This window comes from Rhodococcus sp. DMF-1, from assembly GCF_021441945.1.
In the GTDB taxonomy this organism is placed as follows: Bacteria; Actinomycetota; Actinomycetes; order Mycobacteriales; family Mycobacteriaceae; genus Rhodococcus; species Rhodococcus ruber.
In genome coordinates this window covers 1,612,442-1,624,969 of record NZ_CP090442.1, presented here as the reverse complement: position 1 = coordinate 1,624,969, position 12,528 = coordinate 1,612,442, and the positions used below count along the sequence as shown (strand labels likewise).

The window sequence follows — 12,528 nt, the reverse complement described above, 5'->3', positions numbered from 1 at the left end:
GGTGGGCGGGGCGATTTGGGCGCCGCGACGCGGTGGGTTACTCTTTCACAGCGCCCACGGACGTGGGAGCGCAGCAGGTCCGAGTGGCGGAATGGCAGACGCGCTAGCTTGAGGTGCTAGTGTCCTATTAACGGACGTGGGGGTTCAAGTCCCCCCTCGGACACTCTGAGTTGAGACAGACGGCGAAGGCCCCGAACCGAACAGGTTCGGGGCCTTCGCCGTTGCGGCGCCGGGCCACGCCGGATCGGCCGTGCGTCGCCGCCGGAGCCGGCCGGGCCGTCGACCAGCGGATTGGGGCGGGGCGCCCGGGTAGGCTACGCTGAAACGGCACCCGCGGAGCGGGGAGCATCAGCATGTCCGAGTGGCGGAATGGCAGACGCGCTAGCTTGAGGTGCTAGTGTCCTATTAACGGACGTGGGGGTTCAAGTCCCCCCTCGGACACTCCGAATCGAGATCGTCGACGAAGGCCCCGAACCGAGCAGGTTCGGGGCCTTCGCCGCCCGCGGCGGTGGGCGTTCGCCGCCCGCGGCGGGTGGGCGGCTCAGCCGATCCGGCCCCGGCGGAAGTAGGTGATCGGGCCGATCCAGTTCACCGCGATGATCGCGGCCCATTTCGCCTTGCTGCCCGCGACCCGGTCCGCGGGGCGCCGCGCCAGATCGGTCCACGCCGTCGCCGCGAGCGAGAGCTGCACGCAGGCGAGCGTGAGAACGAGCGTCTGCTGCCACGGGGACAGGTCGCGGAACTGCGGGCGGCGGCGTGCGGTCATCGTCGTCTCTCCTTGGGTCGAGGATCCCTGCCGGCCCGAGCCTGCCAGGTTTCGGGCGCCGCCGGCAGGGCCACAGGTCCCACGGGGTCGGCCCCGCGCGAGCCGCCGGATACCATCGGTCGGTACCGCCCCACACGACGAACAGGCCCATGACTTCGCACACCGACGCGTCGGGTATCGATCCGACCGACCTCGCCACCTGCCTCCGCGTCCTGTCCCTCGTGGACGAGCTCGACGCCGACCATCCGGATTCGGTGACGGTGCAGCGCGCCGTCGGGAGCATGTTCAAGAAGCTCAAGCGGTTGCGCCGCAACGAGACCCGTCAGGCCAAGGTCACCGCCGACCGGCAGGTGCTCGCGACGACGGCGACCGGATCGCCCACCCGCATCGACGACGAGACGGCCGGGATCGCGTTGACCTCGAACGCACCGGGGGCGAGCGCGGGCACCCTGATCCGGCCGCGGGCCTGCTACGTGTGCAAGGACAAGTACACCCGGGTCGATGCGTTCTACCATCAGCTGTGCCCGCGCTGCGCCGCGGAGAACCACGCGAAGCGGGACGCCCGTACCGATCTGACGGGCCGGCGTGCGTTGCTCACCGGCGGCCGCGCCAAGATCGGCATGTACATCGCGTTGCGGCTGCTGCGCGACGGCGCCCACCTGACGATCACGACCCGGTTCCCGAACGACGCGATCCGTCGTTTCGCGGCCATGGAGGACAGCGCCGACTGGCTGCACCGCCTGCGCATCGTCGGCATCGACCTGCGCGACCCCGCCCAGGTCGTGGCCCTGGCCGACGACGTGGCCGCGCAGGGTCCGCTCGACATCCTCGTCAACAACGCCGCCCAGACCGTGCGCCGCTCCCCCGGCGCGTACTCCGCCCTCGCCGAGGCCGAGTCCGGTCCCCTGCCCGCCGGCCCGCGGCCGGAGGTGCTCACCTTCGGCAAGCCCTCGGACGCGCACCCGGCCGCGCTGGCCGGGTCGCTGCCGTCGCAGCTGACCGCGGAGTCGCTCACCTCGCTCGCGCTGGTGGCCGGGTCGGCCACGGCCGACCGGATCGCCGCCGGTGTCGCGGTCGACGCCGGGGGGCTGCTGCCCGATCTGGTGTACACCAACAGCTGGGTGCAGACCGTCGGGGAGGTCGAGCCGCTGGAACTGCTCGAGGTGCAGCTGTGCAACTCCGTGGCACCGTTCATCCTGGTCAATCGGCTGCGGCCGGCGCTGGCGGCCTCCCCGGCCCGCCGCACGTACGTGGTGAACGTCTCCGCGATGGAGGGGCAGTTCGCCGGGCGCCGGTACAAGGGGGCCGGGCATCCGCACACCAACATGGCCAAGGCCGCGCTGAACATGCTCACCCGCACCAGCGCCGAGGACCTGCGCGCCGACGGGATCCTCATGACCGCCGTCGACACCGGCTGGATCACCGACGAACGGCCCCACCACACCAAACTGCGCCTGGCCGAGGAGGGATTCCACGCCCCGCTCGATCTCGTGGACGGGGCGGCCCGCGTGTACGACCCGATCGTGCAGGGCGAGGCCGGGGTGGACCTGTACGGCTGCTTCCTCAAGGACTACCGCCCGGCCCCGTGGTGAGCGCGTCCCGCCGGCCGGGTGAGATCCACCCGACACGTCCGCGCAGGTAGAGACCAGTTCCACACCGCCGGGAGCGGCCGGGGCGCCCCGGGACGGGGATACTGGAGACATACGCCGTCGCCGCCTCCGGAGGATCCCATGCCCGTTGCCGTAGTCCACGCCGACACCCCGGAAGGACACGCCGCGCTCACCACGGCCGCCCGCGAGGCCGCCCACGGCGACGGCACGACCCTCGTGCTCGTCGCGGTCGACGACGACGGCGCGGCCGGGCAGCGCGAACTCGACTCGATCCGCGCGGACGTCGCCGCCGCCCTGGGTGCCGACGGGTGGGAACTGCGGACGGCGGTGCACGACGGGGACCCGGTCGCCGCGCTGGTCGACCTGGTCGAGCGGTCCGGCGCGGACCGTCTCGTGGTGGGCAGCCGCGACCGCAACGCGCTCGGCAAGTTCCTGCTCGAACGGCGCCTGCAGCGGTTGCTGCTCGAGGCGCCGGTCCCCGTCCTGGTCGTCAAGGGCACCGACGCGGACGAGTAGTCGTCCGGAACGGCCGCTGCCCCGCCCGATCCGGTTAGGCTGGCGGTATGGCGTACCGGCTGTTGGCCGACGTCACCGTGGCCGCGCACCTGGCCTTCCTGCTGTATGTGACGTTCGGCGGTTTCCTGGCGTGGCGGTGGCCCCGCACGCTGGCGCTGCACGTCGTGGCGGTGGTGTGGGGGTTCGCCACCGTCCTCGCCGGGTTCGACTGCCCGCTGACCGATCTGGAGAACTGGGCGCGTCGCCGCGCCGGGATCGAGGGCCTGCCGCCGAGCGGGTTCATCGACCACTACCTGACCGGGGTGATCTACCCGGACTCGGCGGTGGGACTCGTGCGGGCCGCGGTGGCGGTGACGATCGTCGTGTCCTGGTTCGGGTGGTGGCTGCGGCGCCGTCGTGTGAGCCGCGTCGCATCCCGACTTACCCGGCAGTAGGGTGTGGCGCATGACTGCCTCCCGCGATCTCGACATCGTCGTCTACGGCGCCACCGGCTTCGTCGGCCGGATCACCGCCGCCTACCTCGCCGAACACGCCCCCGAAGGGGTGCGCATCGCCCTCGCCGGCCGCTCCCGCACCCGTCTCGACCGCATCCGCGCCGAGCTCGGGCCCGCCGCGCAGGCCTGGCCGGTACTCGAGGCGGACGCCGGCGACCCGCAGTCGCTGGCCGCGCTCGCCGCCCGCACCCGCGTGGTGGTCACCACGGTCGGCCCCTACGCCAAGTACGGGCTGCCGCTGGTGCAGGCCTGCGCCGAGGCGGGCACCGACTACGTCGACCTCACCGGCGAGGTGTTGTTCCACCGCGAGAGCATCGACCGGTTCGACGACCTGGCGCGCCGCACCGGCGCCCGCATCGTGCACTCCTGCGGATTCGACTCGATCCCCTCCGATCTCGGCGTGCACGCGCTGCACCGGGCCGTGCAGGCCGACGACGCCGGCGATCTCACCGACACGACGCTGGTGGTGCGGGCGATGCGGGGCGGCGTCAGCGGCGGCACGATCGACTCGATGCGCACCCAGGTGGACGTGGTGCGCCGGGACGCCGCGGCCCGCAAGGTCGCCCTTGCCCCCTACTCGCTGTCGCCGGACCGGTCCCGCGAACCCGACCTCGGGCGCCAGAACGACCTGGCGACCGTCGACGGCCGATCCGTCGCGCCCGACCTGTCCGGCCGGCTCGCGCCGTTCTTCATGGGCCCCTACAACACCCGGGTGGTGCGCCGCAGCAACGCGCTCAGCGGCTGGGCGTACGGGCCGCACTTCCGCTACCGGGAGACCATGAGCGTCGGTTCGTCGCGGCTGTCGCCGCTCGTGGCGACCGGTGTCGCCGCGGGCTTCGGCGCGCTGGTGGCGGGGCTGGCGTTTCCCCCGACCCGGTTCGTGCTCGACAAGCTGCTGCCCGCGCCCGGACAGGGCCCGTCCGAGTCTGCCCGCGAGCGCGGCTTCTTCACCATCGACCTCTACACCACGACGAGCACCGGTGCCCGCTACCGCGCCCGCGTCGCCGCCCAGGGCGACCCCGGCTACAAGGCGACCGCGGTGATGCTCGGCGAATCGGCACTGTCGCTGGTCCTCGGCGGCGACCGCCTCCACGCCGGGGGCGGGGTGCTCACCCCCGCCACCGCCTTCGGGGACGTACTCACCGACCGGTTGCGCGCCGCCGGATTCGAGATCACGGCCCGGCGCCTGCCGTGACCGCCGCGGCGCCGTCGCGGGAGGCGGCGACACGCCGCCCGGCGACGGCGCCGCCGCGCGCGACCGGCTATGCTCGGACGGATCGTCGCGAGAGCGGCGAACGGCAGACCTGGGAAGGGACACGAACGTGCACACGACGAGCATCGCGGCGGCTCCGGCCACCCTGCTCGCGTTGATGGCGTTCTGGCCCACCCGACGGGGCGCGTGCTTCGACCAGGAGTGTTGCTGAGCGGCGTCCGCCGCCCTCTCCCCTCCCCGGTTCGCTCCTTCGTGGTCGGAGTCTTCTGCATGTTCGCTCTTCTGGTGTTCACGCTCGTCGGTATCGGTGCGCAGCTCGTCGACGGGGCCCTCGGCATGGCCTTCGGGGTCACCGCCACCACCTTGTTGATCTTCAGCGGGATCGGTCCCGCGCACGCCAGTGCCGCCGTGCACCTCGCCGAGGTCGGCACCACCCTCGTCTCCGGCGCCTCGCACTGGCGGTTCCGGAATGTGGACTGGGGGGTGGTCGCGAAGCTGGGCGTGCCCGGCGCGCTCGGCGCCTTCCTCGGCGCGACGGTGCTCTCGAGCCTGTCCACCGCGGCCGCGATCCCGGTGACGTCGACGATCCTGCTCGCCATCGGTGTCTATGTGGCGCTGCGGTTCTCGGTCCGGCCACCGGCCGTCGCGCACGCCCGCACCTCACCGCACTCGGCGAAGTTCCTGTCCCCGCTGGGCCTGTTCGGCGGGTTCATCGACGCCAGCGGCGGCGGCGGATGGGGGCCGATCACGACCAGCACCCTGCTCTCCCGCGGCAAGACGGCCCCCCGGACCGTGATCGGCTCGGTCAGCGCCTCCGAGTTCCTCGTCGCACTCGCCGCGAGCATCGGCTTCCTCGTCGGTCTCGGCCGGGAATCGCTCGGCAACCTGCTCGTCGTGGCCGGTCTCGCCCTCGGCGGGGCCATCGCCGCACCGATCGCGGCGTGGCTGGTCAGCCGGGTACCGGCCACCCTGCTCGGCACCGCCGTCGGCGGCGTCATCGTGTTGACCAACGCACAGAAGCTGTGCACCTCGTTCGAGATCTCCGCCACGGCCACTACCTTGCTGTACCTGCTGATCGTGGCCGGCTGGATCGCGCTGCTCACGGTCTCGTGGCGCCGGTCGCGCCTCACCCGCGCCGAATCCGCCGGGGCGCTCGAGCGCCTCGAGCCGGCCCGCCCCGAGCTGCGGGAGCCGGCCGCGGACCGCACGAGCTAGCGTCCCCCTCTACGCTCGGCGCATGACGAGCCCCCTCGCCGTGCTCGACGCCTACGGCGCCGCCCTCGCCGCCGCCGGCCTCGACGTCCCGGTGGAGCCGGCGCCCGGCATCGACTGCGCCCCGGCCGGGCGGTTCCTCACCGCCCGGCTGCCGGTGGCCGACCTCGCCGCCGGGGCCGTGGCGGCCTTCGCGGCGGCCGCCGACCGCTACCGCCATGCCCGCGGACTCGCCCCGCAGGGGGCGCGGCTCGACCCGGAGCGGATCGCCGCGTCGTTCGGCGGGGACCGGATGCTGCGCATGGCCGGCCGGCCCGTAGAGGGGTTCGCGGCGCTGTCCGGGTTCTTCGCCGCCGCCGACGGGTGGGTGCGCACCCACGCGAACTACCCGCATCACCGGGCGCGCCTGCTGCGCGCCCTCGACCTGCCGGACGGCACCGACCGTGCCGGCTGCGCCGCCCGGCTCCGGCAGCTGCCGGCGGCGGCGGTCGAGGACGCAGCCGCCGCGCACGACGCGATCGCGGTGCGGGTGCGCACCGAGCACGAGTGGGCGACGAGCCCGCCGGGCCGGGCCGCGGCGTCGGGCCCGCTGGTCCGGATGCTCGCGCGGGACGACACCGCCGACCGGACCGTCGCAGGCGACGATCCGGCGCGGCCCCTGACCGGGCTCCGGGTGCTGGACCTGACCCGGGTGATCGCCGGGCCCGTCGCCGCCCGCGCGCTGGCCCTGCTGGGAGCGGAGGTGCTGCGCATCGATCCGCCCGCACTCCCCGAGATCACCTGGCAGCACGCCGAGAACGGGCAGGGCAAGCGCACGGCGCTGCTCGACCTGCACACTCGTCGCGGGCGGGAGACGTGGTGCCGTCTGCTCGCCGACGCCGACGTGCTGCTCACCGGCTACCGGCCCGGGGCGCTCGACGCGCTGACCGGTGCGCCCGGCACGATCCGGCCCGGTCTCGTGCACGGCCGGGTGTGCGCGTGGGGATGGTCCGGGCCGTGGGCGGCCCGCCGCGGCTTCGACTCGATCGTGCAGGCCGCGTCCGGGATCGCGGTGGCCGAGGGCGACTCCGACACGCCCGGCGCGCTGCCGGTGCAGGCCCTCGACCACGCGAGCGGCTACCTGCTGGCGGCCGGGGTGCTCGATGCGCTCGCCGCGCGGCACCGGGACGGGCGGGGCCGCGACGTGGCGGTCGCGCTGGCCCGCACCGCGGCATGGCTGCTGCAGGCGCCCGGCCGGGACCCGCACCCGCCGGTGCCGGCGCGTCCCGGGCCACGGACCGTGGCCACGCACGCGGCGGTGACCACGGCCCGTCCGGTGCTCGCCGAGTACCCGGACTATCCGTTCCCGGCCCGGGCCTGGGGCGGCGATCCGGCGGCCTGGTGGTCTAGGGGCCGGGTGGTCTAGGGTGCGGCGTCGAACGCGTCGAGGATCTGCTGGGCGGCCAGCGCCGCGGTGAGCGAGCCGTCGCGCACGGCGCGTTCGACGTCGCCGCGGAGCGCACGCACCCGGGGGTTGGTCTCGAGCCGGCGCAGCAGCTGGTCGTGCACCATCGTCCAGGTCCAGTCCACCAGCTGGCGGCGCCGGTTCTCCTCGAACAGGCCCGCCGCGGTGAGGACCCGGCGGTGCTCGAGGACGGTGTCCCAGAACGTGTCCAGGCCGGCGCCCTCGAGGCCGCTCATGGTGATCACCGGCGGCTTCCACACCGCGTCGTGCGGATGCACGAGCCGCAGGGCGCCGGCCAGTTCCCGCGCCGCGACCCGCGCGTCGCGTTCGAAGGGGCCGTCCGCCTTGTTGACCGCGACCAGGTCGGCGAGTTCGAGGACGCCCTTCTTGATGCCCTGCAGCTGGTCGCCGGTGCGGGCGAGGGTCAGGAAGGTGAAGCAGTCCACCATGTTCGCGACGGTCACCTCGGACTGCCCGACCCCGACGGTCTCGACGAGGATCACGTCGAACCCGGCGGCCTCGAGCAGCACCATCGTCTCGCGGGTGGCCTTGGCGACACCCCCGAGGGTGCCGGCCGTCGGGGACGGCCGGATGTAGGCGTCGCGCTGCACCGACAGCCGCGCCATGCGGGTCTTGTCACCGAGGATGGAGCCGCCGGTGCGGGTCGACGACGGATCCACCGCGAGCACCGCCACCCGGTGCCCCTTGCCGAGCAGGTACATGCCCAGCGCATCGATGAAGGTGGACTTGCCGACGCCGGGAACGCCGGTGATGCCGACGCGCATCGCGCCGCCCGCCTTCGGGAGCAGGCGCAGCAGCAGTTGCTGCGCCTGCTCCCGATGGTCGTCGCGGGTGGATTCGACGAGGGTGATCGCCTTCGCCAGGCCGGCCCGCCGGTTGGCGAGCACGGCCTCGGCGAGGGCGTCGACGTCGACCGCGGGCCGGCGGGTGTGACTGCCGACGGGGGTGCTGCCCATTGCGGGTCAGGCCCCGAGGTCGTGGCCGAGCTGGTCGGCGAGCTTGTGCAGCAGCCCCACCGCGGCGTCCGCGATGACGGTGCCCGGCGGGAAGATCGCGGCGGCACCGGCCTGGTACAGCTCGTCGAAGTCGCCGGGCGGGATGACCCCGCCGACGACGATCATGATGTCCGGGCGGCCCACCTCGGCGAGGGCCTCCCGCAGCGCGGGCACCAGGGTGAGGTGTCCCGCGGCCAACGACGACACGCCGATGACGTGCACGTCGTTGTCGGCCGCCTGGTTGGCGACCTCCTCGGGGGTCTGGAACAGCGGTCCCACGTCGACGTCGAAGCCGAGGTCGGCGAAGGCGGTGGCGATCACCTTCTGCCCGCGGTCGTGGCCGTCCTGGCCCATCTTCGCGACGAGGATACGCGGCCGGCGGCCTTCCTCCTCGGCGAACTTCTCGACCAGTTCGGTTGCCGTGCTGATGTTGACCGCCTTTCCGGCCTCGTCCCGGTAGACCCCGCTGATGGTGCGGATCTCGGCCTGGTGGCGGCCGTAGACCTTCTCGAGGGCATCGGAGATCTCGCCGACGGTGGCCTTGGCGCGGGCCGCGTCGATGGCCAGGGCCAGCAGGTTCGTGTCCGGCCCGGTGTCGGTCGCGCCGGCGGCGCGAGTCAGGGCGTCCAGCGCGGCCTGCACGGCCTCGGGGTCGCGATCGGCCCGCAACTGCTCGAGCTTGGCGAGCTGCTCGGCCCGCACGCGGGAGTTCTCGACCTTGAGGACCTCGATCTCGTGGTCCTCGGCGACCTGGTACTTGTTGACGCCGATCACCGGCTGGCGGCCGGAGTCGATGCGGGCCTGGGTGCGGGCCGCCGCCTCCTCGATGCGCAGCTTCGGGATGCCCTCGGAGATGGCCTGCGCCATGCCGCCGGCCTCCTCGACCTCCGCGATGTGCTTGCGGGCGCGGTTGGCGAGCTCGTGGGTGAGCCATTCGAGGTAGTACGAGCCGCCCCACGGGTCGATCGGCCGGGTGGTGCCCGACTCCTGCTGCAGCAGCAGCTGGGTGTTGCGGGCGATGCGGGCGGAGAAGTCGGTGGGCAGCGCGAGCGCCTCGTCGAGGGCGTTGGTGTGCAGCGACTGGGTGTGGCCCTGGGTCGCGGCCATCGCCTCGATGCAGGTGCGGGCGACGTTGTTGAACACGTCCTGCGCGGTGAGCGACCAGCCGGAGGTCTGCGAGTGGGTGCGCAGCGACTTGGACTTGGCCGACTTCGGGTGGAACTTCTCGACGAGCTCGGCCCACAGCAGGCGGCCGGCGCGCATCTTGGCGATCTCCATGTAGAAGTTCATCCCGATGGCCCAGAAGAAGGACAGACGCGGGGCGAACTTGTCGATCTCCATGCCCGCGTCGAGGCCGGCGCGGATGTACTCGACGCCGTCGGCGAGGGTGTAGGCCAGCTCGAGGTCGGCGGTCGCACCGGCCTCCTGGATGTGGTAGCCGGAGATCGAGATGGAGTTGAAGCGCGGCATGTTCGCGCTGGTGTAGGCGAAGATGTCGGAGATGATCCGCATCGACGGCTTGGGCGGATAGATGTAGGTGTTGCGGACCATGAACTCCTTCAGAATATCGTTCTGAATGGTCCCGGCCAGCTGCTCGGGCTTGACGCCCTGTTCCTCGGCGGCGACGACGTACAGCGCCAGGATCGGCAGCACCGCGCCGTTCATGGTCATCGACACCGACACCTGCGACAGGTCGATGCCGTCGAACAGCTGCCGCATGTCGAGGATCGAGTCGATCGCGACGCCGGCCATGCCGACGTCGCCCTGCACGCGGGGATGGTCCGAGTCGTAGCCGCGGTGAGTGGCGAGGTCGAACGCCACCGACAGGCCCTTCTGCCCGGCCGCGAGGTTGCGCCGGTAGAAGGCGTTGGACTCGGCGGCGGTGGAGAACCCGGCGTACTGCCGGATGGTCCACGGCTGGTTGACGTACATCGTCGGGTACGGGCCGCGGACGAACGGCTCGAGACCCGGGTAGCTGCCCAGCGGGTAGCCCTCGGCGACGATCCGGTCGCGGTCGGCCTTGGTGTAGACGGGCTTGACGTCGATGCCCTCGGGCGTGGACCACACCACCTGCTCGGTCGTGTAGTGGTTGGCGGCGGCGACCCCGTCGACGAGCGCTGCGGCCTGCTCCTCGGTGGGGGCGGCGGGGGCCGGCGCCGCCGGATCCGTCAGCGGGACGTCGGCGAAGCTGCCGATCTTGTGTTCGATGCTCACTTACGCTCCCAGGGTGTTCAGCAGGTCGGTCAGCGCGGCGATCGCGTCGATCTTGGCGGTGAGGAACCCGTCCGGGCGCGCGGCGCCGCCGGTCTCGCTCACGGCCTTCTCCGGCCCGGCGAGCAGGACGGTGCCGACGCCGGCGTCGCGGAGGGCGGTGACGGCCGCGCCGGCCTGTTCGCCGTAGCGCTTGTCGGTGCCGCACACCACGGCGACGGTGACGGCGGCGTCGCGGACGGCGGCGGCGATGCTGTCGTCGTCGACGGACAGCGGACCGGGATTGACCGTCTCGATGCCGCCGGAGGCGAGCAGGTTCGCGGCGAACGTCGTGCGGATGTTGTGCTCGGCGATCGGCCCCAGCGGGGCGAGCAGCACCCGGGGCCGGGCGCCGTGCGCGGCGAGGTGGACGTCGGAGCGGTCGCGCAGCGCCTCGAAGGCGGCGGCGTACCGAGCGACGGCGGCCCCGGCGTCGGCGGTCTCCGCGGGCAGCGGCGCCTCGGCCAGGTTGGGGAACTCGTTGACGCCGGTCACCGCGGTCCGGCGGTGGGCGATGTCGGATTCGCGGCGGGCGCGGGTGGCGGCGATCCGCTCGGCGATCAGGCCGGCGTCGAGGGCGGCGCGGTAGCCGCCGGCCGCCTCGATCTGCTGGAAGAACTCCCACGCCTTGGCCGCGATCTGCGCCGTCAGTTCCTCGACGTACCAGGACCCGGCGGCCGGGTCGAGGACGCGGCCGAGGTTGGACTCCTCGAGCAGCAGCAGCTGGGTGTTGCGGGCGATGCGCGCGGAGAAGGCCTCCGACACCCCGAGCGCGCCGGCCGGCAGGGCGGCGTCGAACGGGAGCACGGTGACCGCGTCCGCGCCGCCGATGCCGGCGCCGAACGCGGCGAGGGTGGTGCGCAGCATGTTCACCCAGGGGTCGCGCTGGGTCATCATCGCGGCCGAGGTGACGGCATGCTGGGGGGCGTGACCGGCGTCGGCCGCACCCACGACCTGCGCGATGCGGGCCCACAGTTGCCGGCCGGCGCGGAACTTGGCGATGGTCTGGAACTGGTCGTCCGTGGCGGCGAACCGGAACTCGATCTGGCCGAGCGCCCGGGCCGCGGACTGGCGGCTGCCGGTCAGCTCGCGCAGGTACTCGAGTCCAGCGGCGACGGCGGCACCGAGTTCCTCGGCGTCGGCGGCCCCGGCATTGTGGAATGCGGTGCCGTCGACCGTGAGGGCCCGCACGGTCTCGGCGCGGCCCGCGGCGGCGTGGGCGAGCTCGACGGCCTGGGCGACGGTGACGTCGGCGCGTCCCGAGAAGGCGCTAGTCAGCGGGGCGGCCCCGAGATGCAACCGCACGGCGGCGCGCTCGGCGACGTCGGTGCGCGCATCGAGCAGCGCGTAGAGGGCGCCCGCGGCGGCGGCGGTGTCGGCGCCGGCGTCGAGGGTGAGCGGCGCGAGATCGAGCAGGACCCTGTCGAGCGCGGCGGACAGGTCGGCGATCGCGATGCCGTCCGCGCCGACACGCAGCCACAGGGCGCTGACGCCGTTCTCGAGGGCGTCGAGGATGCGCTCGTTCACCTCGCCGGGAGTGTCACCGAAGCGGGCGCTGACGAGCCATCCGGTGTTGACGTCGCGGACCGCGGAACCGCCACGGACGAAGGGGAAGGAGCCGGGCAACGGCGCCTCGGGACGTTCGTCGCGCAGGCCGTAGAGGGGCGCGACGGCGACGTCGTCGTAGGTGGTGGTCTCGAGCAGCCGCTGCGGTTCCGGTCCGAGCTCCGCGGGGTCGACGCGGCGGGACTTGGCCAGCACCCCCGCCACCGCCTCCTGCCACTGCGCGTAGGCGCGCGCGGCATCCTCGGCTTCTGAAGCTAATGACACGTGAGGTCCTCTCGTACGCAGCGGGCGGGCTCGCCGAACACGGCCGTGGAAACCTTAAACTGATTCCGTTGTGATGCTAGCCGCATACACGCCGCCCCTATTGTGGGGATCACCACAGTTTCCCTAGCGATCGATAATGTCGTCGCCTAAGGAATCTACCGGGCGCCGGCGCGACGG

The 12,528-nt window shown here is 73.1% G+C and carries 10 protein-coding genes and 2 tRNA genes; 8 read left to right on the top strand and 4 right to left on the bottom strand.

Translation table 11 applies throughout. The features are described 5' to 3' along the window. Positions 1 to 77: 77 nt before the first annotated feature. Positions 78 to 163 (top strand) — tRNA-Leu (locus LZP97_RS07605). 192 nt (positions 164 to 355) lie between these two features. Next, positions 356 to 441: transfer RNA gene (locus tag LZP97_RS07600), tRNA-Leu, on the top strand. Between the two features lie 100 nt (positions 442 to 541). On the opposite strand, the gene LZP97_RS07595 is transcribed toward LZP97_RS07600, so the two are convergent. Continuing rightward, positions 542 to 766 carry a membrane protein gene (locus LZP97_RS07595; protein WP_017682212.1) on the bottom strand — a complete coding sequence of 75 codons (225 nt, stop codon included), beginning with the start codon at positions 764 to 766 and terminating at the stop codon, positions 542 to 544. Positions 767 to 915: 149 nt separating this feature from the next. Here LZP97_RS07595 and LZP97_RS07590 point away from each other — a divergent pair, with 149 nt between their 5' ends. From LZP97_RS07590 to LZP97_RS07565, 6 genes are all read left to right on the top strand, one after another. Next, the gene (locus tag LZP97_RS07590) at positions 916 to 2,358 is read left to right on the top strand and encodes an SDR family NAD(P)-dependent oxidoreductase (RefSeq protein WP_010595040.1); all 1,443 of its coding nucleotides are present in this window, start codon (positions 916 to 918) and stop codon (positions 2,356 to 2,358) included. A gap of 138 nt (positions 2,359 to 2,496) precedes the next feature. Beyond that, entirely contained in the window at positions 2,497 to 2,892 is a 396-nt protein-coding gene (locus tag LZP97_RS07585; RefSeq protein ID WP_010595041.1) for a universal stress protein, read from the top strand. Between the two features lie 47 nt (positions 2,893 to 2,939). Further along, on the top strand, positions 2,940 to 3,326 hold the full coding sequence (locus tag LZP97_RS07580; protein WP_010595042.1) for a DUF2784 domain-containing protein: 387 nt from the start codon (positions 2,940 to 2,942) through the stop codon (positions 3,324 to 3,326). Positions 3,327 to 3,336: 10 nt separating this feature from the next. Then, on the top strand, positions 3,337 to 4,581 hold the full coding sequence (locus LZP97_RS07575; RefSeq protein ID WP_017682214.1) for a saccharopine dehydrogenase family protein: 1,245 nt from the start codon (positions 3,337 to 3,339) through the stop codon (positions 4,579 to 4,581). Positions 4,582 to 4,869: 288 nt separating this feature from the next. Next, positions 4,870 to 5,814, top strand: a complete 945-nt coding sequence (locus LZP97_RS07570; protein ID WP_010595045.1) for a sulfite exporter TauE/SafE family protein — start codon at positions 4,870 to 4,872, stop codon at positions 5,812 to 5,814. Positions 5,815 to 5,836: 22 nt separating this feature from the next. Next, the gene (locus tag LZP97_RS07565; RefSeq protein WP_200903467.1) at positions 5,837 to 7,216 is read left to right on the top strand and encodes a CoA transferase; all 1,380 of its coding nucleotides are present in this window, start codon (positions 5,837 to 5,839) and stop codon (positions 7,214 to 7,216) included. Here LZP97_RS07565 and meaB read toward each other — a convergent pair. The 3 genes from meaB to mutA are packed head-to-tail and all read right to left on the bottom strand — an operon-like array spanning position 7,213 to position 12,351. Then, positions 7,213 to 8,232 (bottom strand): methylmalonyl Co-A mutase-associated GTPase MeaB, encoded by a 1,020-nt coding sequence (gene meaB, locus LZP97_RS07560; protein ID WP_040271567.1) that lies wholly within the window; start codon positions 8,230 to 8,232, stop codon positions 7,213 to 7,215. The two genes, LZP97_RS07565 and meaB, sit on opposite strands and share 4 nt — an antisense overlap. A gap of 6 nt (positions 8,233 to 8,238) precedes the next feature. Then, positions 8,239 to 10,485 carry a methylmalonyl-CoA mutase gene (scpA, locus tag LZP97_RS07555; RefSeq protein WP_010595048.1) on the bottom strand — a complete coding sequence of 749 codons (2,247 nt, stop codon included), beginning with the start codon at positions 10,483 to 10,485 and terminating at the stop codon, positions 8,239 to 8,241. Beyond that, positions 10,486 to 12,351: a methylmalonyl-CoA mutase small subunit gene (mutA, locus tag LZP97_RS07550; protein ID WP_048773514.1), complete on the bottom strand. Its 1,866-nt coding sequence runs from the start codon at positions 12,349 to 12,351 to the stop codon at positions 10,486 to 10,488. Positions 12,352 to 12,528 lie beyond the last annotated feature (177 nt).

What these genes read in the sequence shown, in the direction of transcription:
- LZP97_RS07570 (WP_010595045.1), top strand. Translation starts at nt 4,870, where the DNA reads ATGTTCGCTCTTCTGGTGTTCACGCTCGTCGGTATCGGTGCGCAGCTC.
- LZP97_RS07575 (WP_017682214.1), top strand. Translation starts at nt 3,337, where the DNA reads ATGACTGCCTCCCGCGATCTCGACATCGTCGTCTACGGCGCCACCGGC.
- LZP97_RS07565 (WP_200903467.1), top strand. Translation starts at nt 5,837, where the DNA reads ATGACGAGCCCCCTCGCCGTGCTCGACGCCTACGGCGCCGCCCTCGCC.
- LZP97_RS07590 (WP_010595040.1), top strand. Translation starts at nt 916, where the DNA reads ATGACTTCGCACACCGACGCGTCGGGTATCGATCCGACCGACCTCGCC.
- LZP97_RS07595 (WP_017682212.1), bottom strand. Translation starts at nt 766, where the DNA reads ATGACCGCACGCCGCCGCCCGCAGTTCCGCGACCTGTCCCCGTGGCAG.
- LZP97_RS07580 (WP_010595042.1), top strand. Translation starts at nt 2,940, where the DNA reads ATGGCGTACCGGCTGTTGGCCGACGTCACCGTGGCCGCGCACCTGGCC.
- LZP97_RS07585 (WP_010595041.1), top strand. Translation starts at nt 2,497, where the DNA reads ATGCCCGTTGCCGTAGTCCACGCCGACACCCCGGAAGGACACGCCGCG.
- meaB (WP_040271567.1), bottom strand. Translation starts at nt 8,232, where the DNA reads ATGGGCAGCACCCCCGTCGGCAGTCACACCCGCCGGCCCGCGGTCGAC.